This window comes from Streptomyces sindenensis, from assembly GCF_014649035.1.
GTDB lineage: Bacteria > Actinomycetota > Actinomycetes > Streptomycetales > Streptomycetaceae > Streptomyces > Streptomyces sindenensis.
Window position 1 is genome coordinate 79,431 of the sequence record NZ_BMSG01000027.1, and the last position, 20,096, is coordinate 99,526.

At 73.6% G+C, this 20,096-nt stretch carries 16 protein-coding genes; 11 read left to right on the forward strand and 5 right to left on the reverse strand.

Going from position 1 to position 20,096, the window contains the following annotated elements; all coding sequences use genetic code 11:
- Positions 1 to 5 precede the first annotated feature (5 nt).
- From IE145_RS25015 to IE145_RS25055, 9 genes are all read left to right on the forward strand, one after another.
- The gene (locus IE145_RS25015; protein WP_189527708.1) at positions 6 to 1,178 is read left to right on the forward strand and encodes an alpha/beta fold hydrolase; all 1,173 of its coding nucleotides are present in this window, start codon (positions 6 to 8) and stop codon (positions 1,176 to 1,178) included.
- Complete coding sequence (locus IE145_RS25020) at positions 1,175 to 2,326, forward strand: effector-associated domain 2-containing protein (protein ID WP_229825798.1); 1,152 nt, start codon at positions 1,175 to 1,177, stop codon at positions 2,324 to 2,326. Before IE145_RS25015 ends, IE145_RS25020 begins: the two co-directional genes overlap by 4 nt.
- A 104-nt stretch (positions 2,327 to 2,430) precedes the next feature.
- Positions 2,431 to 2,622, forward strand: a complete 192-nt coding sequence (locus IE145_RS25025; RefSeq protein WP_229825799.1) for a hypothetical protein — start codon at positions 2,431 to 2,433, stop codon at positions 2,620 to 2,622.
- A gap of 69 nt (positions 2,623 to 2,691) precedes the next feature.
- Positions 2,692 to 4,623 (forward strand): HEXXH motif domain-containing protein, encoded by a 1,932-nt coding sequence (locus IE145_RS25030; protein ID WP_189527709.1) that lies wholly within the window; start codon positions 2,692 to 2,694, stop codon positions 4,621 to 4,623.
- A 210-nt stretch (positions 4,624 to 4,833) separates the two neighbouring features.
- Positions 4,834 to 6,336 (forward strand): aldehyde dehydrogenase family protein, encoded by a 1,503-nt coding sequence (locus IE145_RS25035; RefSeq protein WP_189527710.1) that lies wholly within the window; start codon positions 4,834 to 4,836, stop codon positions 6,334 to 6,336.
- A 100-nt stretch (positions 6,337 to 6,436) separates the two neighbouring features.
- Positions 6,437 to 8,056 carry a GMC family oxidoreductase gene (locus IE145_RS25040; protein ID WP_189527711.1) on the forward strand — a complete coding sequence of 540 codons (1,620 nt, stop codon included), beginning with the start codon at positions 6,437 to 6,439 and terminating at the stop codon, positions 8,054 to 8,056.
- Positions 8,053 to 9,255 carry a quaternary amine ABC transporter ATP-binding protein gene (locus IE145_RS25045; protein WP_189527712.1) on the forward strand — a complete coding sequence of 401 codons (1,203 nt, stop codon included), beginning with the start codon at positions 8,053 to 8,055 and terminating at the stop codon, positions 9,253 to 9,255. The genes IE145_RS25040 and IE145_RS25045 overlap by 4 nt, the downstream gene beginning before the upstream one ends.
- Positions 9,255 to 11,240 (forward strand): ABC transporter permease, encoded by a 1,986-nt coding sequence (locus IE145_RS25050; RefSeq protein ID WP_189527713.1) that lies wholly within the window; start codon positions 9,255 to 9,257, stop codon positions 11,238 to 11,240. The genes IE145_RS25045 and IE145_RS25050 overlap by 1 nt, the downstream gene beginning before the upstream one ends.
- Position 11,241: 1 nt before the next feature.
- Positions 11,242 to 12,216 carry an ABC transporter substrate-binding protein gene (locus IE145_RS25055; RefSeq protein WP_189527714.1) on the forward strand — a complete coding sequence of 325 codons (975 nt, stop codon included), beginning with the start codon at positions 11,242 to 11,244 and terminating at the stop codon, positions 12,214 to 12,216.
- 48 nt (positions 12,217 to 12,264) lie between these two features.
- Here the strand turns inward: IE145_RS25055 and IE145_RS25060 are convergent, their stop codons facing one another.
- On the reverse strand, positions 12,265 to 13,632 hold the full coding sequence (locus IE145_RS25060) for a cytochrome P450 (protein ID WP_189527715.1): 1,368 nt from the start codon (positions 13,630 to 13,632) through the stop codon (positions 12,265 to 12,267).
- 396 nt (positions 13,633 to 14,028) lie between these two features.
- Here IE145_RS25060 and IE145_RS25065 point away from each other — a divergent pair, with 396 nt between their 5' ends.
- Positions 14,029 to 14,424, forward strand: a complete 396-nt coding sequence (locus tag IE145_RS25065) for a hypothetical protein (RefSeq protein ID WP_229825802.1) — start codon at positions 14,029 to 14,031, stop codon at positions 14,422 to 14,424.
- On the opposite strand, the gene IE145_RS25070 is transcribed toward IE145_RS25065, so the two are convergent.
- The 4 genes from IE145_RS25070 to xylB form a co-directional block, all read right to left on the reverse strand.
- Positions 14,375 to 14,851 carry a hypothetical protein gene (locus IE145_RS25070; protein WP_229825806.1) on the reverse strand — a complete coding sequence of 159 codons (477 nt, stop codon included), beginning with the start codon at positions 14,849 to 14,851 and terminating at the stop codon, positions 14,375 to 14,377. The genes IE145_RS25065 and IE145_RS25070 overlap by 50 nt on opposite strands.
- A gap of 121 nt (positions 14,852 to 14,972) precedes the next feature.
- Positions 14,973 to 15,827 carry a hypothetical protein gene (locus tag IE145_RS25075; RefSeq protein WP_189527717.1) on the reverse strand — a complete coding sequence of 285 codons (855 nt, stop codon included), beginning with the start codon at positions 15,825 to 15,827 and terminating at the stop codon, positions 14,973 to 14,975.
- Positions 15,827 to 17,107, reverse strand: a complete 1,281-nt coding sequence (locus tag IE145_RS25080) for a VWA domain-containing protein (RefSeq protein ID WP_189527718.1) — start codon at positions 17,105 to 17,107, stop codon at positions 15,827 to 15,829. The genes IE145_RS25075 and IE145_RS25080 overlap by 1 nt, the downstream gene beginning before the upstream one ends.
- 80 nt (positions 17,108 to 17,187) lie before the next feature.
- On the reverse strand, positions 17,188 to 18,669 hold the full coding sequence (gene xylB, locus IE145_RS25085; protein ID WP_189527719.1) for a xylulokinase: 1,482 nt from the start codon (positions 18,667 to 18,669) through the stop codon (positions 17,188 to 17,190).
- Between the two features lie 237 nt (positions 18,670 to 18,906).
- Between xylB and xylA the strand changes: the two genes are divergently transcribed.
- Positions 18,907 to 20,073 carry a xylose isomerase gene (gene xylA / locus IE145_RS25090; protein ID WP_189527720.1) on the forward strand — a complete coding sequence of 389 codons (1,167 nt, stop codon included), beginning with the start codon at positions 18,907 to 18,909 and terminating at the stop codon, positions 20,071 to 20,073.
- Positions 20,074 to 20,096 lie beyond the last annotated feature (23 nt).

Consider the following 20,096-nt stretch of genomic DNA (forward strand, 5'->3'; position numbering starts at 1 on the left):
GATGCATGACCACGGTCGTATTCATCCACGGTACGGGGGTGCGGCCACCGCACACCGAGACCCTGAACGCACGGGTCACGGCCTCGCTCGCCGAGGCCGCCCCGGGCGTGCGGGTCGTGCCGCTCGACTGGGGCGAGCGGCACGGCGCCCGGCTCGCCGCGGGCGGGGCCAGCATCCCGCCGGACAGGACCGGGGCCACCGAACGGGACGTGGCGGGCGAGGAGGACGGGGAGGACGCGGAGACCACCGCCTGGGAACGCCTGTACCGGGACCCGGAGGCGGAGCTGGCCCTCGCCGCCACGCGCGGCCCCTCGGGGGAGGCGCCCCCGGGCGCCGCCTTCCCGGACGAGGAGTTCCGGGAGCGCCTCGCGGCCCTGGCGGCCCGGGGCGAGAGCGTCGCCCCGGAGCTGGGGCCCGGCCTCGGAGCACGGGCCGCCGACCTCGCCCGCAGCCCCCTGCTCGCCCCGGCGGCCGAAGCCCTGGATCCCGAAGACCTGGCGCCGCTCCTGGCCCGTGCGCTGGCCGCCGCCGTGATCGGGGCGGCCCTGGCGGCGGACGCCCCCGTCCTCTGCGACGGCCCCGCCCGCGACGCCGCCGTGGACCGGATCGCCCGGGAGCTCGGCGCCACCGCGCCCGGCTCCACCCGGGGGCCGGTGGGCCGGCTGATCGGCCGGCCCGTGCTGCGGCTCGGCTCCCGTTACGCGGTGCGCCGCCGCCGCGCCCTCACCGGGGCCGTCCACCCGGCCGCGGGCGACGTGCTCAAGTTCCTCGTCCGCGGCGGCCCTCTGCGCACCGCCCTGCGCGAGCTGGCCGCCGATGCCGAGCCGCCCGTGGTCCTCCTCGGCCACAGCCTCGGCGGGATCATCGCCCTCGACACCCTGATCGAGGCCCCCTTGCCCGGCGTCCGGCTGCTGGTCACGGTGGGCTCGCAGGCGCCGTTCCTGTACGAGACGGGGGCGCTGCCCCACCTCGACCACCCGGAACCGCTGCCCGGGCACGTACCCGCCTGGCTGAACATCCACGACCGCCGCGATCTGCTGGGCTTCGCCGCCGCACCGGTGTTCCCCGGCCGGGCCGAAGACATCGCGACGGACAACCGGCAGCCGTTCCCCGCAGCCCACAGCGCCTACTGGAGCGACCCGGCCGTCTACCGCGCCATCGCGGAGCGGCTGCCGTGAGCGCGGGCCCGGCCCACCCGGCCGGCGTGAGCGCACACGGGGTGGACCCCGCCCGGGTGGTGGCGCTCGTCGTCGGCGTGGAGGCCTATGCGGCGGGACCTCGCTGGACGCTGCCGGGCCCGGTCCGCGACGCGTTGCGCTTCCGGGACTGGCTGCGGTCCACGGGCGTGCCGGACACCAACATCCTGCTGCACCTCGCCCCGGCGGAGCGGACCGACGCGGTCACCGGCCACCGCGACGCCGACCACGAGACCCTGCGACGCGTCCTGGTCCATGAACTGCCCGCCCGGCAGGGAGACCTGCTCTGGGTCTGGTGGGGCGGGCACGGCGTCCTGGACCGGGACGAACACCTGCGGCTCTACTGCGCCGACGCCACGGAGACCGACCGCCGCAACATCGACCTGGAGTCCGCCCGCCGCCGGCTGAGCAGCGATGTCCTGCCCGGGTTCGAGCAGCAGAACTGGATCGTCGACGCCTGCCAGACCTTCGAGGAGCGCCACCGCGCCGCCGTCACGATCCCGGACGGGAGCCTGCCCGCCGGCCAGCGTCTGCGGGTCCACCGGCAGAGCGTGCTGCTGGCCGCCGACCGGGGACAGCGCGCGGCCAACGATCCGGTACGCGGTCAGGGTGTCTTCTCGGACATCCTCCTGCGGGAGCTGGCCGCTCTTCCCGGCGGTCCGGCCCCCGACCCGGAGGCGCTCTTCGCCGCTGTCCGGGGCCACTTCGACCGGCTGCGCGCCGAGGGGCGTCATACCCAGCTCCCCACGCTCCAGCTGCACCGCCCCGGACACGCGGAACATCTGCCCGCCCCGCCCGCTCCACGGGACGCGGAGGCCCCCGGTCGGGCCCGGGCGGGCGGCGGGCTGGCCCGGGTGGTCGAAGCGCTGCTCGCCTATCCGCTGATGAGCGACCGCGACGAACGCCAGACGATGGTCGCGGAGCTGGACCCCGTCCTGGTTGGCCGGATGCCGCGGCACGCGGTGCCCCGTACGGATGTCCTCGGCATTCTGCGGACGCTGCGGCGGCGTCCGGACGGCCCCTGGGACCTCTACCGTGCCGTCACCCTGCTCGACGACGACCCGGCCCGGGCCGCCGAACTGGAGGAAGCGATAAGCGAGTTCCTGGCCGAGAATCGACCGGCTCCCTGATCGTCCGACGTGATCGCACGGGTTTCCGGAAGGCAACCCATTCGTCATGATGGGAAGAGACGGGTGGCATCGTGTGCCGCCGGACCGACAAGGGGGAACAGGCCTTGCAGCAGACGGCATCGGCCGGTGATCCGGCTGACTACCTGGAGTCCGATGTCGCGGACCTCGCGGAGGTGGGTGTCGCCGCCGTGCGCGATCTCGCTCCCGCTCCCGGACGGCGTCTGCTGGAGGAGATCCGAAGAGCGCGCACCAGCACGCTGTCCGGCGACCCCCCTCCTGGAGCTCGCGCCGACTGAGCGCTGTGCGGCCCGCCCCAGGAGCGGCGGTCTTCCGGGTCGCGTCGGGACCACGACAGAGGAGAGCGGGTGCACGTTCCGATACGGATGCCCGGCCACTGGTTCGACGAACTCGCCACGGGCGGCGGTTCGGTGGAGGCCATCGGCTTCCTCGCGCAGGGGGAGCGGTCCCGACGCCTCCTCCTGATCGGCGAGTTGCTCGACCGGCTGGAGGAGCGGCCCACCCTGCTCGGCCCCGCCGACCTCGGCGCAGTCTGGCGGACCGTGGAAGAGGCCGAGGCGCGGAAGCCGGGCTCCGCCGAGGAGTTGCTGACGGGTCCGGAGGTGGGCAGCTGGCTCGCCCACACCCTGCGCCGCCTGCACGGAACCTCCGTCGGCCCTCCGCTCTGGGTGGACACCGGGCATCTGGCCGCCGTCGCCGTGGTGGCTGCGCTGCGCGCCGGGACGGCTGCCGACCTCGTCGTACCGGCGCGAGAAGGCGCCGTACCCCTGCCGACGCTCGGCCTCGCCCGGCTCCCGGGCTCCCCGCTGCTCGGCTTCCAGCCGGTCCGCGCGCGCGTGCGCGAGGGGGAGCTGCACCTCGCCGCGACCGTACGGGGGACGGGGGCGATCGCACTGACCGTACGCCCGCTCACCGCACCGCGGAGCGCCGTGTGGTGGCCGACGCACCGGCTGCCGGTCAGGCCGGGCGGGCCCGAGGTCTCCCTCGACGACACCGACCCCTACCGCGACCTCGACCGCCCGATACCGCCACGTCTGCTCACTCGGCGTGAACTCGCCACCTGGACACGGCTGTTCACCGAAGCGGTCGCGCTACTCGACGCCGACCCGGCCCCGGTCCCCGCTCCCGGCTCCGGCCCCGACCCTGCCCCCGGCTCCAGCGCCACGCCCGCTTCCGGCCCCGACCTCACCACCGGCACCGGCTCCACGCGCGTTTCCGGAGGATCGGGCACCCGCCCCGGCACGCTCCGCCCCGAGGAGATCAGGCGCATCGTGCCCTGGCCGGGGCGGCTGCCGAACGGCCCCGTCGAAGGGCTCAGCGCCTCCACGGCGGACGCCTTCGGCTCCATGGTGGTGGCCGAGCCGCCGAACGCGGCGGCCCTCGCCGAGACGATGGTCCACGAATTCCAGCACAGCAAACTCGGCGCGCTGCTCCACCTCTTCGCGATGCTCGACGACGACCGTACGGAGGAGCACTACGCCCCGTGGCGCCCGGACCCGCGCCATCTGCCGGGCCTCCTCCACGGGGCGTACGCCTTCGTCGGCGTCGCCGGGTTCTGGCGGGACCGGATCGGGGACCGCACGGCCGACCCGCTGGACCTCGCGCCCTTCCGGTTCGCGCTCCGCCGCATCCAGACCCGTACGGTCCTGCGCACCCTCGCGACCCGCGCGACGCTCACCGGGCCCGGCCGCCGACTGGTCGCCGGACTCACCCGCACCGTCGACGGCTGGGTGCGCGAACCGGTGGACGGGGCGGTCGTGGCGCGGGCCCGTGCGGCGGCGGCCGGTCACCGGGCCGAGTGGCGGCTGCGGCATCTGCGGTGCGTGGAGGAGGAGCGCGCCGGGCTGGCGGCGGCGGTACGCTCCGGGGCGCCGCTCCCGCCTCCCCGGCGGCCCCGGCTCCTCCCGGCGGCGGAGCGCACCCACTGGCAGGACGTGCGGGGCGCCCTCTACCTGCGCCCGGATACCGTGGACGCCGCGGATGCCGTCCCGGACAGGGACCCGGACAGGGCGCCGGACCCCCCATCACTCCCTGCCGACGTCCTGCTGGTCCAGGGCGAGGCCGCATCGGCACGGGAGGCGTACCGGGAGCGCTGGTCGGCCACCCCGGGGGACCCGCATCTGCTGGCGGGCTGGCTGCTGGCGCACACCGCGCTCCACCCCGGCCACCGGCGGCTCCTCGCCCGCCCCGAGCGGTTCGCCGCCGCGGTCGAGGGGGAGGGGCCGGAGGTGTGGGAGCGCGCGGCGTACCGGCTGGCTGCCCCGGGACACCCCGCCTGACCAGCGCCGGGACGCTCCGGCCCGTGTCCGTGAAGCGCTCCGCCACGGCCGCCGCGCGTGAGGCGCGTCACTCTGCGTGAAATTCTCGGCATACATTCCGCCGGACTGGGGAGGGGTCCAGGCCGCTGGTGCGCCGGATGTCGGCCCGCCATGCGCATGCCCTGGCCGAAACCGGAGGGGGCATTTCAGGCACGGAAGGCTAAACACGACATGCTGGAGCTCAGCACCATCCACATCGACGGCACCTGGCGGGCCGCCGTATCGGGCGAGACCCGCACGGTCCTCGACCCCGCCGACGCCACGGTCCTGGCCGTCGTCGCGGAGGGCGGCGTGGCGGACACCGACGCGGCGATCGCGGCGGCCCGGCGCGCCTTCGACGACGGCCCCTGGCCGCACCGGCCCGTCGCCGAGCGGGCCGGGCTGCTGCGCAGGGTGGCCGAGCTCCTCCAGCGGGACCGCGAGGAGATCGCGATCACCGAGAGCCGTGACACCGGCAAGACCCTGGAGGAGGGCCGGGTCGACGTCGACGACGTCACAGGCGCCTTCCGCTACTTCGCCGACCTCGTGATGAACGAGAGCGGCGGCCGGGTCGTCGACGCGGGCGACCCCGACGTCCACAGCATCGTCGTCCACGAGCCCGTCGGCGTCTGCGCCCTCATCGCGCCCTGGAACTACCCCCTTCTCCAGGCCAGCTGGAAGATCGCCCCGGCCCTCGCCGCGGGCAACACCTTCGTGCTCAAGCCCAGCGAGGTCACCCCGCTCTCCACCGTCCACCTGATCAAGCTCCTCGCCGAGGCCGGGCTCCCCGACGGGGCCGCCAACCTCGTCACCGGCGCGGGCGACCCGGTGGGCGCCCGGCTCTCCGAGCACCCGGACGTCGACCTGGTCTCCTTCACCGGCGGCCTCGCCAGCGGTACGAAGGTGGCCCAGGCCGCCGCGCCGACCGTGAAGAAGGTCGCCCTGGAGCTCGGGGGCAAGAACCCCAACGTGGTCTTCGCCGACGCCTGCGCCACCGACGAGGGCTTCGACACCGCCGTGGACCAGGCGCTGAACGCGGCGTTCTTCCACAGCGGCCAGGTCTGCTCCGCCGGCGCCCGCCTGATCATCGAGGAGAGCGTCCGCGACCGGTTCGTCACCGAGCTGGCCCGCCGCGCCGACGCCATCCGCCTCGGCCGGGGCACCCTCGACGGCGTCGAGTGCGGCCCCCTCGTCTCCGCCCAGCAGCTCGCCAAGGTCGAGATGTACGTCGCCTCCGCCCGCGAGGAGGGCGCGACCGTCCGGGCCGGCGGCGAACGCCCCGAGCCGAGCGACGTACTCCCCGAGGGCGGCTACTTCTACCGGCCGACCGTCCTCGACGGCTGCCACCGCGGGATGAAGGTCGTCCGGGAGGAGACCTTCGGCCCGATCCTCACCGTCGAGACCTTCCGTACCGAGGAAGAGGCCGTCACGCTGGCCAACGACACCGACTACGGCCTCGCGGGCGCCGTCTGGACGACCGACGCCGGCCGGGCCCGCCGGGTCGCCGGACGGCTGCGCCACGGCACCGTCTGGATCAACGACTACCACCCCTACCTCCCGCAGGCCGAGTGGGGCGGCTTCGGGAAGTCCGGCACGGGACGCGAGCTCGGCCCGACGGGGCTCGCCGAGTACCGCGAGTCCAAGCACATCTACCAGAACCTCAACCCGCGCCCCCAGCGCTGGTTCGCCGGCTGACGCCTGCGGGGGCCGGGCCGATTTCCGTAACCGCCCGGCCCCACCCGGCTGTTCGCAGCACCACGTACACGCACGAACCTTGCAGAAGGAGCAGTGACCGATGCCCTCCACCCCCCACAGCACCGCCGTCCCCGACCCCGCGGACCCCGTGGCCGACTACGTGATCGTCGGCGGCGGCACCGCCGGATCGGTCATCGCCTCCCGGCTCACCGAGGACCCGAACGTGACCGTCACGGTCATCGAGGGCGGCCCCACCGACATCGACCGCGACGACGTCCTGACCCTGCGCCGCTGGCTCGGCCTCCTCGGCGGGGACCTCGACTACGACTACCCCACCACCGAACAGCCGCGCGGCAACAGCCACATCCGGCACAGCCGCGCCCGCGTCCTCGGCGGCTGCTCCTCGCACAACACGCTCATCAGCTTCAAGCCGCTGCCCGGCGACTGGGACGAGTGGGCCGAGGCGGGCGCCGAGGGCTGGGGCGCCGCCGCGATGGACCCGTACTTCGCCAAGCTGCGCAACCACATCGTCCCGGTCGACGAGAAGGACCGCAACGCCATCGCCCGCGACTTCGTCGACGCCGCCCAGGAGGCGGCCGGGGTCCCGCGCGTGGACAGCTTCAACAGCAAGCCGTTCCACGAGGGCGTCGGCTTCTTCGACCTCGCCTACCACCCCGAGAACAACAAGCGCTCCTCCGCGTCGGTGGCCTACCTCCACCCGCACATCGAGGCCGGCGACCGCCCGAACCTGCGGATCCTGCTGGAGACCTGGGCGTACCGCCTGGAGTTCGACGGCACCCGCGCCACCGGCGTACACGTCCGTACGAAGGACGGCGAGGAGATCCTGCTGCGCGCCGCCCGCGAGGTCATCGTCTGCGCGGGCGCGGTCGACACGCCCCGGCTGCTCCTGCACTCCGGGATCGGCCCCCGCGAGGACCTGTCCGCCCTCGGCATCGACGTCCGCCACGACCTCCCGGGCGTCGGCGAGAACCTGCTCGACCACCCCGAGTCCGTCATCGTCTGGGAGACCACCGGGCCCATCCCGGAGAACTCCGCGATGGACTCCGACGCGGGACTCTTCGTCCGCCGCGACCCCGGATCCCGGGGCCCGGACCTGATGTTCCACTTCTACCAGATCCCCTTCACCGACAACCCGGAGCGGCTCGGCTACGAGAAGCCCGAGCACGGCGTGTCGATGACCCCGAACATCCCCAAGCCGCGCAGCCGGGGCCGCCTCTACCTCACCAGCGCCGACCCCGAGGTCAAGCCGGCCCTGGACTTCCGGTACTTCACCGACGAGGACGACTACGACGGCCGCACCCTCGTCGACGGCATCAAGCTCGCCCGCGAGATCGCCCGCACCGAACCGCTGGCCCACTGGCTGGGGCGCGAGGTCTGCCCCGGCCCCGAGGTCACCTCGGACGAGGACATCAGCGAGTACGCCCGCAAGGTCGCCCACACCGTCTACCACCCGGCGGGCACCTGCAAGATGGGCGCCACCGACGACGAAGCGGCCGTCGTGGACCCGCAGTTGCGCATCCGCGGCCTTCAGGGCATCCGGATCGCCGACGCGTCCGTCTTCCCGACCATGCCCGCCGTCAACCCGATGATCGGCGTCCTCATGGTCGGCGAGAAGTGCGCCGAACTCCTCGCGGACCAGGCGCGTGACACCGCGCCGGCCGCCGGAACCAGCACCAGCACCGGAGGCGATGCCCGATGACCGGAACCGAGACCCTCAAGGCCACCGAGCCCACGGGGAACACCGGAGCCACCGGAACCGACGAGAACCCGGTGTTCTCCGTACGCAACCTCTGGAAGGTCTTCGGCCCCAAGGCCGGCCGCGTCCCCGGCAGCGAGCACGCCTCCCTCCCGCCCGCCGAACTGCGCGAGGCCACCGGCTGCACCGCCGCCGTCCGCGACGTCTCCTTCGACGTCCGCAAGGGCGAGGTCTTCGTCGTCATGGGCCTGTCCGGCTCCGGCAAGTCGACCCTCGTACGCTGTCTGACCCGGCTGATCGAACCCACCAGCGGCACCCTCGCCATCGACGGCGAGGACGTCCTCGCGATGGACCGGGCCCGGCTGCGCGAACTGCGCCGCCACCGCGCCGCGATGGTCTTCCAGCACTTCGGACTCCTGCCGCACCGCACGGTGTTGGACAACGTCGCCTACGGCCTGGAGATCCAGGGTCTGAGCAAGGCCGAACGCCGCGCCAAAGCGACGGAGTTGGTGGCCAAGGTCGGTCTCGCCGGGCTGGAGGACCGCCGCCCCTCGCAGCTCTCCGGCGGCCAGCAGCAGCGCGTCGGGCTCGCCCGCGCGCTCGCCGTCGACCCGTCCGTCCTCCTCTTCGACGAGCCGTTCAGCGCGCTGGACCCGCTGATCCGCCGCGAGATGCAGGACGAGGTGGTCCGGCTGCACCGCGAGGAGGGCCGCACCATGGTCTTCATCACCCACGACCTCGGCGAGGCCCTGCGGCTGGGCACCCGGATCGCGCTCATGCGCGACGGCGGTATCGTCCAGCTCGGCACCCCCGAGGAGATCGTGGGCTCGCCCGCCGACGACTACGTCCGCGAGTTCGTCCGCGACGTCCCGCGCGAGCAGGTCCTCACCGTCGCCACCGCCATGCGGCCCGCGCTCGCCGGGGAGAGCGAGCACGGCCCGGCCGTGCGCCCCGACGCCACCGTCTCCGAGGCCATCGAAGCGGTCTCCCGCTCCGGCGACCCCGTCGCCCGGGTGATGGACGGCGGCCGCCTCGTCGGCGTCGTCGACCGCGCGTGCCTGCTCGACGTCGTCGCCGGGACCTCCGCACCCGGCGGCGCGCCCGCACCCGTACCGGCCGACGTCGCGTCCGGAGCAACCGAGGCATCCGACGCCCCCGACGCCCCCGACGCACCGGACGGCTCCAGCGAGGTGACCCTCTGATGGCCACCGCACAGGCCACCCCGGCCCGCCCCGTCGCCACGGGTGCGCGCCGGGGGCCGCTGGCCGCCCTCCGCGAACGCCCCGCCGCCGCGAAGCTCCTGCTGCTCGCGCTCGTCGCCGCCGTCGTCGTGCCCGTCGTGCACGGCCGCTGGGGCGGCGGGATCTGGCCCGAGGCGCTGACCGCCGACCTCTCCGCGCCGCTCGGCGACGTGACGGACTGGATCGTCTCCAACCGCGACAGCCACCCGCTGTTCCTCTACTTCTTCGGCCACATCAGCAACGCCGTCGTCCTCTCCGTACGCGGCGTCTACCTGGTCCTCCTGGCCCTCGGCTGGGCCGGTGTCACCGTGCTCGCCGCCGCCGTCGCCTGGCGCGTCGCCGGGCTCCGGCTCGCCCTCACCGCGGGCGTGTCGTTCCTGCTCTGCGGGCTGCTCGGCATGTGGGTGCCGACCATGCAGACGCTCGCGCTGATGGTCGTCGCCGTCCTCGCCTCCGTCGTGCTGGGGCTGCTCCTGGGCCTCGCCGCCGGGCTCTCCGACCGCGTCTTCCGCCTGCTGCGCCCGGTCCTGGACACCATGCAGGTGCTGCCCGCCTTCGCGTATCTGCTGCCCGTGGTGCTGGTGTTCGGCATCGGCGTGCCCGGTGCCGTCCTCGCCACCGTCGTGTACGCGGCCCCGCCGATGGCCCGGCTCACCGCGCTCGGCCTGCGCGGCGCGGACAGCGGCGTCATGGAGGCCGTCACCTCGCTCGGCGCGACCGGACGCCAGCGGCTGCTGAGCGCCCGGCTCCCGCTGGCCCGCAAGGAACTCCTCCTCGGCCTCAACCAGACCATCATGATGGCGCTCTCCATGGCCGTCATCGCCTCCGTGATCGGCGCGGGCGGCCTCGGCGACCGTGTCTACCAGGCCCTGTCCTCCGTGGACGTCGGTGCCGCCCTCGCCGCGGGCATCCCGATCGTGCTGCTGGCCGTGGTGCTCGACCGTACGACCGAGGCGGCGGGCCGCCGTATCGGCGCCGAGCCCACCGGCCCGGTCCTGCTGCGCGGATGGCGCGGCTGGGCCCTCGCCGCCGTCGTCACCGCGGCCGTGGCCGCAGCCGGACGTGCCACCGGCGGCCGGGTCTGGCCCGAGGACGTGACCGTGGCGATCGCCGGCCCGGTCAACACCGCCAAGGACTGGATGGTCGACCACCTCTACACCGGGGTGCCCGTCGTCGGCGGCACCGCCGATCTCGCCTCCCACTTCACCAGCGGCGTCCTCAACCCGCTGCGCAGCGGGCTCACCGGACTGCCCTGGTGGTCGGTGCTGCTGATCGTCGCCGCGCTCGCCTGGACCATCGGCACCTGGCGCACCGCCGCCACCGCCGTACTCGCCATGGCCGCGATCGGAGTGCTCGGTGTGTGGGAACCCTCCATGGACACCCTCAGCCAGGTCCTCGCCGCCGTCGCCGTCACCCTGGTCATCGGATTCGGCATCGCCGTCGGCACGGCCCGCAGCGAACGCCTGGAAAGGCTGCTGCGACCGGTCCTGGACGTCTTCCAGACCATGCCGCAGTTCGTCTACCTGATCCCCGTCGTCGCTCTGTTCGGCGTCGGCCGTGCCCCCGCCGCCGCTGCCGCGGTCGTCTACGCGCTGCCCGCCGTCATCCGCATCACCACGCAGGGTCTGCGGGGCGTCGACCCGGCGGCGATGGAGTGCGCCCGTTCGCTCGGCGCGACCCCGGGCCAGCAACTGCGCCAGGTCCAGATCCCGCTGGCCAGGCCCTCCCTGCTGCTCGCCGTCAACCAGGCGGTCGTGCTGGTCCTCGCCGTCGTCATCATCGGCGGACTCGTCGGCTCCGGCGCCCTCGGTTACGAGGTCGTCCTCGGCCTCGCCCAGGGCGACCTGGCCACCGGCCTCGTCGCCGGAGCGGCGATCGTCTGCCTCGGCCTGATGCTCGACCGGGTCACCCAGCCCACCACCCGCCGCCAGCGACAGGAGAGCTGAGATGAACCGCTCCCGTACGCGCCTGATCACGGCGCTGTCGTCGGCCGCCGCTCTGCTCGCCACGGCGGGCTGCGGCGCCGCCGACATGACCAAGCAGGCCTCTCCGTTCGCCGCCCCCGCCGGGGTCAAGACGGTGACGCTCTCCGTCCAGTCGTGGGTCGGCGCCCAGGCGAACGTCGCCGTGGCCGAACAGCTTCTCAAGAAGGAGCTCGGCTACCGCGTCGACCTCGTCCAGACCGACGAGGTCCCCGCCTGGGACGCCCTCAGCCAGGGCCGCGTCGACGCGATCCTGGAGGACTGGGGCCACCCGGACCAGGAGAAGCTCTACATCGACGAGAAGAAGACCATCGTCCGGGGCGGCGACCTCGGCGTCACCGGCCACATCGGCTGGTACGTCCCGAAGTACTGGGCCGACAAGAACCCCGACGTCACCGACTGGAAGAACCTCAACAAGTACGCGGACGAGCTGAGGACCGCCGAGAGCGGCGGCAAGGGCCAGCTGATGGACGGCTCGCCGTCCTACGTCACCAACGACGTGGCCCTGGTGAAGAACCTGGACCTGGACTACAAGGTGGTCTTCGCCGGCTCCGAGGCGGCCCAGATCACCCAGATCCAGCAGTTCGCCAAGGAGAAGAAGCCCTTCCTCAGCTACTGGTACCAGCCGCAGTGGCTGTTCAACGAGGTGCCGATGGTCGAGGTGGAGCTCCCCGAGTACACGGACGAGTGCGCCGCCAAGGACCCGGAGGACATCGACTGCGCGTACCCGACGACGCCGTTGCAGAAGTTCCTCAACGCGGACTTCGCCGAGCGCGGCGGGGACGCGTCCGCGTTCCTGAAGAAGTTCCACTGGTCGGAGAAGGACCAGAACGAGGTGTCCGAGATGATCGCCCAGCAGAAGCTCACGCCCCAGGAGGCGGCCGAGCGCTGGATCGAGCGCCACCCGGACGTCTGGCAGAAGTGGCTGCCGAAGGACTGACGCCGTCCGGCGCCCGGCCTCCTTGAGGAGAGCCGGGCGCCGTCCCCGTCACCTCGCCCGGACCGTCGCCGTGACGTCCCGGTCCGGCTGGAGCGTCAGACCCGTCACGGGTGTGATCTCGTCCGGGTCGACGTCCAGGGTGAAGCGGCGGGCCAGCACGGCCAGCAGGAGGACGGCCTCCACCATCGCGAAGCGCGTACCGATGCAGACCCGGGGCCCGCCGCCGAACGGGAACCACGCGTACTCCGCGATCTCGTCGCCGTGCTCCGCGTCCCAGCGCTCGGGCCGGAAGTCCTCCGGCTCGGGGAACCACCGCGCGTCGCGCTGCGTGGCCCACTGGCTGCTCCAGACCCGGGTGCCCTCCTCGATCGGCAGGCCCCCGATCGTCGCCCCTTCCTTCGCGACCCCGGTGATCAGCCAGACCGCCGGGTACAGCCGCAGCGTCTCCTTCACCACGGCCTGGGTGTACGTCAGCCGGGCGTAGTCCTCGAAGCCGGGCTCCCGGTCGCCGAGCACCCGGTCCAGCTCCTCGGCGAGCGCCTCGCGCACCCGGGGGTTGCGCGCGAGCAGATACCACGCCCAGACCAGCGTCGTGCTCGTCGTCTCGTGACCGCCGATGTACAGCGTGACCGTCTCGTCGCGGATCTCGTCGTCGGTGAGGTGTGTCCCGCTCTCGTCGACGGCGGTGAGCAACCGGCTGAGCAGGTCGGGGCGTTCCTCCTCGCCGTCCCGGTGCCGGGCGACGACCCGGCCCACCTCGGCGTCGATGACGGCGGCGGCCTTCTTGATGCGCGCCCGGCCCGGGGTGGGCACCCAGTCCGGAAGCAGCGCGCCGATCCCGGCGAACTCCTTGCCGATCTCCATCTGGGCGACGTCCATCGCCCGGCCCATCGCCTCGGAGTCCGCCGGGGTGTCCACCCCGAAGATCGTGCGCACGGCGATCTTCTGCGTCAGCGCGGCCATCTCCCGCTTGACGTCGATCCGCTGGCCGTCCGCCCAGCGGTCCGCCAGCTCCACCGCGGACGCCGCCATGGTGGCCGCGTACGACGTGACCTGCTTGGGTCGCACCGAGGGCTGTACCAGCGAGCGTTTGCGCCGCCAGTCCCTGCCCCGCGCCACCAGCATCCCGTTGCCCAGCACCGTACGGAAGGCGATGCCGAGCTTCGGCTGGTCGAAGGTGTGCTCCGTCTCGGTGAGCAACTCGCCTATGCAGTCCGGGTCGGCGAGGAAGACGCACCGGTTGCGTCCGAACCGCCAGCGCACCATGTCCCCGTGCTCGCGCAGGAGTTCGAAGAAGGCCAGCGGGTTCTTCCCGAACCGCGGCAGGTTGCCCACCAGCGGGAGACCCTTGGGTCCGGGCGTGAACGCGTGGCCGCGAGGCTGGGTGTCGTGCGCCGGACCGGTCTGGGTGGACATCGAGGAACTCCGCTCACTGGGGCGCGCCACTGCCGACGCGCGGCCGTTCGAGCCCTATCGAACAGGATGGGGGTGACGCTCCACCAGGGCGGTGGCAGGGCGTGGCCGATTTCCGTCAGATGTCCTGTGCAGTAAGTGAGTTGTCGAGCGTTGCCCAGCCGTTTCCGGACCGGGACCGGGATCGGGATCGGGATCGCGGGAAGAGTTCCGTACCTGCGTGGGAATTCCCGCGCGAGGACCGATGCCGTGCGCCGGTGGACGCTGACTCGGCCGAGGTGTACGGGTTGGCGGCCGGGGAACCGGGTAGGCGCGGACCGGGCCGGGCTCCGTCGTGCGAGGACCCGGAGACGATCGGCGCGTCATGGGGAGGCCTCGTTGTTCGACCTGGTGTTGAGGATGACCGGGACAGCTGCCGGGCTGTGCATCGTGCTGCTCTCCCGCAGGGGCCGGCGCGCGGAGGCGGAACTCACCGCACGTGAACGTGCCGGAGAGTTGAACCGGCTGCAGGCGGGTGAGGCTCTGCTGCGGCTGCTGCACAGGTCACGGATGACCGGAGTGATCGCCACCGCGGCCGTCGCCGGTCTGCTCACCGCCGTGTTGATCCGGGCCACCGCGACGGGCGAGTGGGGCGGCATGACGGTGTACTACCTCGTGCTGTTGTTCCCGCTGCTCCTGTGGACGGGCGTGGGCCACAGCCGTACCACCGCGCGGATCATCCGGACCAGGGCGGAGGTCTCCGTCCTCACGAGGGATGCGGGACGCCGCCGGTTGCCGAAGGAACCACCTCGGTAGGTGTGGGGTGCGGGGCCCGGCCGGAGCCGTCGTCGTGGCCGGGCCGGGGCACCACGACGACCTGGACGTCGTCCTCGTACACGACCCTGCCGGGATCCGCGGACTCCAGCCGCTCGCACGGAACCCCGTGCGCGGCCAACAGCGCGAGATAGCCCGGGATCCGGTCCAGCAGATGGGTCGCCGTCACCTTGAACCAGGCCGCGGCGCCCGGGTTCACGGCGGGGTCGTACACCGTCGGGTCGGCCCGTGAGGGGTCGGGATACGCGGCGTCGTACCAGTCGTTCCCCGCCCGCCAGAAGCGGCGCTGCTCCTCGCTCAGGCGCCCCTCCCTCGCCAGGGCGTTGGCCAGGGCGAAGATGCCCGGGAAGTGGCCCCGGGGGCTGCGCTCGGTGCTCTGGAACCGTACGTACGACGTCGTCCCGCTCATCCTGTTCCCTTCTGCCGTGGCCGCCCCGGCCCGGACGATCCCGCTCTGTGAGGAGCCAGGATCGCCGAGACCGGGGCGGAGCCGCCACAGCCGGCCCGCGGGCGCGGGGCCGACGCGCCTGTCAGAGGCCGGGCGGTACGTGGGCCGGCCGGCCCCTGCCCCGCGTCAGCGAGTAGCCGAACACGGCTGCCAGCGCGGCGAGTACACCACCGCCCACGGTCCACAGCCAGCGGTCGGTCCACCAGCCCGAGGCCCAGCCGTCCTCGGGCTCACCGGTGGCGACGGTCCGCGGCGCGTCCGCGGCGCGTGCGTCGCTCTCGCCCGCGGAGGCGACCGAGACGCCCGGGACGAGAGGCTCGGCGAGGGTGCCGCCCCCGCCTTGGCCCCCGCCCGACTCCTTGATGCTCGTCCCCACTTCCACTTCGACCGGCAGGCCCAGGTCTGCGGCGGGCAGATCCACCACGGTGAGACGGATGTAGTAGCTCCCGGGCAGCGGGTCGTCGGCCCAGGGCTCCGACCAGGACCGCACGGGGCGCAGGACGCAGGACAGTTCGACGGTGGCCGCGTCGGCCGCCGCCTTGCGGGTCTGGTGCCCGTACATGCAGGCCTGGCGGCGGCGCAGCCCGTCGTACACGTCGACCTGCCAGGTGGACGTGCCGCGCCGGGCGGCGCTCTCGGGCAGCTTCACCGTGGCCTCGACGGTGGGCCGCTGACCGGCGTCGGCCGGGAACACCCAGTACAGGTAGTCACCGGCCGAGGCCTGCGCGGTGCCGGACCGGCCCTGCTTGAGGACGGTCGCCGTACGGAACGTGGTGCCGGCCTCGGTGGGGCCGGCCTCCTCCCCGGCGGGGCTCGCGCTCGCCGACGGGTCGTCCGCGAGCGCCGGGCCGGCCGTGGTGAGGAGGGTCAGCCCGGCGAGCAGCGCTCCGGTGAGCGCGCGTCGTACGCCGCGGGCGCGGCGAGGGGTCCTGGTCATCAGTTGGTCCTCCAGACGGCGATGCGCCAGCGCGAGATCCAGCCGGTCAGCAGGCCCGCGACCAGTCCGGTCAGCACGAGCACGCCGAGCAGCCACCAGCCGCGGCCGAGCCCGAAGGCGGCGACGTCCGAGGCGTTGTCGGGGCCGTCCACCAGGTCCACGGTCAGCTCGACCGGCAGGCCGGGGGACCGCTTCACCGAGGCGGGCGCGGAGAAGGAGTGGGCGAGCTGGAGGCAGACGGTCTCGGCGGCGGGCTTGCCGTCGCCGTCGTCACCGTCGTCCACCTCGGGCTTCGGGTAGCGCAGTCCGGACGAGATCACATCGGTCCGGCCGGTGCCCGCCTCGGAGCCCCGGACGATCTCGCGCCCGTGCACGGTCACCGCGCGCAGCAGGACCCCGTAGTCGTTGTCCACGGCACGGTCGGCCGCGACGCTCGCCGAGGCACGCAGCTCCTGACCCGGCAGCACATCGACGCGGTACCACCGGTGTTGGCCGATCTCGGAGCGGTCGGTGAAGAGGCCCGGCTTCAACTCGGGCGCGCCGGAGCAGCTCGCTGCCCCCTCGGTCGCCACCGGAGTGACGACGGGCTCGGCTGCCCGGTCCACCAACTGCTTGACGCGGCCAGACAGTTCTTCCTTGTGCTGGACGGCGGTGTACGTGCCGCCGGTGGCCTCGGCGATGCAGGTGAGCTGCTGGCGGATCTTGGCGTTGGGCACCAGGCCCAGCGTGTCCACGACGAGGTGGGTGCCCCGGGCGGCGATCTCCCGGGCCACCTCGCACGGGTCGAGCGGCCCGCAGGTGTCCTCGCCGTCCGTGATGAGCACGATCCGCCGCGAACCGTCCCCGCCCTCCAGATCGTCGGCCGCGCCGAGCAGGGCCGGCCCGATCGGGGTGAAGCCGGTGGGGGCGAGGGTGGCGACCGCGGTCTTGGCCTCCGTACGGTCCAGCGGACCGACCGGATAGAGCTGCCGGGTGTCCTTGCACCCGACCTTGCGGTCCTCACCCGGATAGTCCGCACCGAGCGTCCTGATCCCGAGCTGCACCTGCTCGGGCACCGCGTCCAGAACATCGTTGAACGCCTGCTTGGCGGCGGCCATCCGGGACTGGCCGTCGATGTCCCGGGTACGCATGGAACCGCTGACGTCGAGCACCAGCTCGACCTTGGGGGAGGGGGCGGCGGGGGCTTCGTCGGCGGCGGCGGGGATCGCGGTGCCGAGCCCGGCGGCCAGGGTGGCGAGCGTTATGCCCACCCCGGTCGTCAGCCGTTTTCTAGTGATCATCGCCGGATCTTATGGAAAATCAGTTCGTATTCCCAACCGGGGGTGCGGCGGCGGGCCGGCCCCCGCCCCCGGTCGGTGCTTCAGCCGCCCAGCAGTGGCTCGGACGCCCGCTCCAGGACCGACGTCACCCGCTCCCAGGTCTCCGTGTCCCGCTCCACCGGCGGCAGCTGACGGCCCGTGCCGGACTTCTGCCAGGCCGTCGCCAGGGCCACCGGATCGCCCCCGCCCGCCGCCGACGCGGCCAGTGCCGCCGCGCCGAGGGCGACCAGCTCGCCGTTGCCCGGGATGACGACCGGGCGGCCGGAGAGGCGGCGTACCGTCTCCACCCACATCCGGCCCTGAGCCCCGCCGCCGATGAGCCGCAGCGGGCGGGCGGCCACCTCGGGGGCGTGCGGGTCGAGGCCGCAGGCCGACAGCAGTTCGTCCGTGGCGCGCAGGACGGTGACGGCCGCGCCCTCGTAGGCGGCCCCCAGCAGTTGCTGCCGGGTCGTGTGGTGGCGCAGTCCGGTGAGGAGCCCGGAGGCGGTCGGCAGGTCCGGGGTCCGTTCGCCGTCGAGGTACGGGAGCAGCACCGCCTCGCCGCCGGGTGCCGCGTCCTCGCGGTCCAGGCCCAGCAGGGCCGCCACCTTGTCCACGGCGAGCGTGCAGTTGAGGGTGCAGGCCAGCGGGAGGTACGTACCGTCGGCGGCGGCGAACCCGTTGAGCGCGGGGGAGGCGGGCCGGGTGCGGGAGGCCGCGAACACCGTGCCGGAGGTGCCGAGGCTGAGGGCCGGATGGTCCAGCAGCCCCTCGCCGCCCAGCCCGAGACCCACGGCGGCGCTCATGTTGTCGCCGGTGCCGGCCGCCACCGCGATGCCCGCGGGCAGGCCGAGAGCCTCGGCCGCCACTCCGGTGAGCGAGCCGATCCGGGCCGCCCCGCTGGGCGCCACCTCCGGGAGCAGGGCCGCGTCCAGGCCGAGGAGGTCCAGCAGGTCGGGGTCGTACGCACCCGTCGCCGTGGAGTACCAGCCGCTGCCCGAGGCGTCCCCGGGGTCGGTGGCGGCGACACCCGCGAGGCGCTCGGTGAGGAAGTCGTGGGGGAGCCGGACGCCCGCCGCGTCCGCCGCGCTCGCCGGGTCGTTCTCCCGCAGCCACTGCCACTTGGAGGCGGTGATGGACGCCACCGGCACGGACCCGGTCCGCGCCGTCCAGGCCCCCGGTCCGCCGAGCGCCCCGGTGAGGGCGGCGGCCTGCGGCGCGGAGCGGGTGTCGTTCCACAGCAGCGCCGGGCGCAGCGGGCGGCCCGCCCGGTCCAGCACGACGAGCCCGTGCTGCTGCCCGGCCACCGCGATCCCGGTGACCGCGCGAGCGGGGAGGCCGGACTCCTCCAGCCCGGCGGCCACCGCCTCGCACAGCGCCCGCCACCAGACCTCCGGATCGCTCTCCCGCGCCCCGGCCTCGCCGGTGACCACATGCGGGGCGCGCCCCACGGCGAGCTGCTCGCCGGTCCCGGCGTCGACGAGGACTGCCTTGGTGGACTGGGTCGAACTGTCCACGCCGATGACGACGGCGGGTGAGGGCATGGGGGCCTCTTTCGCGCTGCGGGTGCTGGGTGGCCGATTCACGTGCCGATCATTCGGCTGCGGCATGAACAAATTACGGGATGCGGGCGCCGCTGCACAGGGGTGTGGACGTTCCTCGCGGCGAGGGGGTTCCGCGTCCGGGGTACCGTGTGCTTGATTAGTCATGACAGTGAACAAATAGGGGTGCCGGGCTCGCCGCCGGGTGTCCCGACGGCAGGCGAAGGCGGTCGGACGACGATGACGGAACGCTTTACCCCCACCCCCGAGGACAAGTTCAGTTTCGGCCTGTGGACCGTGGGCTGGCAGGGCCGGGACCCCTTCGGCGACGCGACCCGCGCGGCCATCGACCCCGTCGAGTCGGTCCAGCGGCTCGCGGAGCTGGGCGCCTGGGGCGTGACCCTGCACGACGACGACCTGATCCCCTTCGGCGCGCCGGAGACCGAACGCGAGAGGATCGTCAAGCGCTTCCGGCAGGCGGTCGACAGCAGCGGCCTCGTCGTGCCCATGGTGACGACGAACCTCTTTACGCACCCCGTCTTCAAGGACGGCGGATTCACCGCGAACGACCGTGCCGTACGCCGCTACGCGCTCCGCAAGACCCTGCGCAACATCGACCTCGCCGTCGAACTGGGCGCGAAGACGTTCGTTGCGTGGGGCGGCCGTGAGGGCGCCGAGTCCGGCGGGGCGAAGGACGTCCGCCTCGCCCTGCACCGGATGAAGGAGGCCTTCGACCTGCTCGGCGAGTACGTCACCGAGCAGGGGTACGACCTGCGCTTCGCCGTCGAGCCCAAGCCCAACGAGCCGCGCGGCGACATCCTGCTCCCCACCATCGGCCACGCCCTGGCCTTCATCGAGCGCCTGGAACGCCCCGAGCTGGTCGGGGTCAACCCGGAGACCGGGCACGAGCAGATGGCCGGGCTCAACTTCCCGCACGGCATCGCCCAGGCCATGTGGGCGGACAAGCTCTTCCACATCGACCTCAACGGCCAGTCCGGCATCAAGTACGACCAGGACCTGCGCTTCGGCGCCGGCGACCTGCGCCAGGCGTTCTGGCTCGTCGACCTGCTGGAGAGCGGCTACGAAGGCCCGCGCCACTTCGACTTCAAGCCCCCGCGCACCGAGGACTACGACGGCGTCTGGGCCTCGGCCGCCGGCTGCATGCGCAACTACCTCATCCTCAAGGAGCGGGCCGCGGCCTTCCGCGCCGACCCCGAGGTGCGGGCCGCGCTGCGGGCCTCCCGCCTGGACGAACTGGCACGCCCCACCGCGGGGGACGGCCTGGCGGAGCTGCTCGCCGACCGCACGGCGTACGAGGAATTCGACGTGGACGCGGCGGCGGAGCGCGGAATGGCCTTCGAGGCGCTGGACCAGCTCGCCATGGACCACCTGCTGGCCGTCCGCTGACGAACGGCTGACGCGCACGGTGA

Bases quoted from the DNA above. Each gene is read 5' to 3' on its own strand.
- IE145_RS25015 (WP_189527708.1), top strand. From the start codon at position 6: ATGACCACGGTCGTATTCATCCACGGTACGGGGGTGCGGCCACCGCAC.
- IE145_RS25035 (WP_189527710.1), top strand. From the start codon at position 4,834: ATGCTGGAGCTCAGCACCATCCACATCGACGGCACCTGGCGGGCCGCC.
- IE145_RS25040 (WP_189527711.1), top strand. From the start codon at position 6,437: ATGCCCTCCACCCCCCACAGCACCGCCGTCCCCGACCCCGCGGACCCC.
- IE145_RS25045 (WP_189527712.1), top strand. From the start codon at position 8,053: ATGACCGGAACCGAGACCCTCAAGGCCACCGAGCCCACGGGGAACACC.
- IE145_RS25050 (WP_189527713.1), top strand. From the start codon at position 9,255: ATGGCCACCGCACAGGCCACCCCGGCCCGCCCCGTCGCCACGGGTGCG.
- IE145_RS25055 (WP_189527714.1), top strand. From the start codon at position 11,242: ATGAACCGCTCCCGTACGCGCCTGATCACGGCGCTGTCGTCGGCCGCC.
- IE145_RS25060 (WP_189527715.1), bottom strand. From the start codon at position 13,632: ATGTCCACCCAGACCGGTCCGGCGCACGACACCCAGCCTCGCGGCCAC.
- IE145_RS25065 (WP_229825802.1), top strand. From the start codon at position 14,029: ATGACCGGGACAGCTGCCGGGCTGTGCATCGTGCTGCTCTCCCGCAGG.
- IE145_RS25070 (WP_229825806.1), bottom strand. From the start codon at position 14,851: ATGAGCGGGACGACGTCGTACGTACGGTTCCAGAGCACCGAGCGCAGC.
- IE145_RS25075 (WP_189527717.1), bottom strand. From the start codon at position 15,827: ATGACCAGGACCCCTCGCCGCGCCCGCGGCGTACGACGCGCGCTCACC.
- IE145_RS25080 (WP_189527718.1), bottom strand. From the start codon at position 17,107: ATGATCACTAGAAAACGGCTGACGACCGGGGTGGGCATAACGCTCGCC.
- xylB (WP_189527719.1), bottom strand. From the start codon at position 18,669: ATGCCCTCACCCGCCGTCGTCATCGGCGTGGACAGTTCGACCCAGTCC.
- xylA (WP_189527720.1), top strand. From the start codon at position 18,907: ATGACGGAACGCTTTACCCCCACCCCCGAGGACAAGTTCAGTTTCGGC.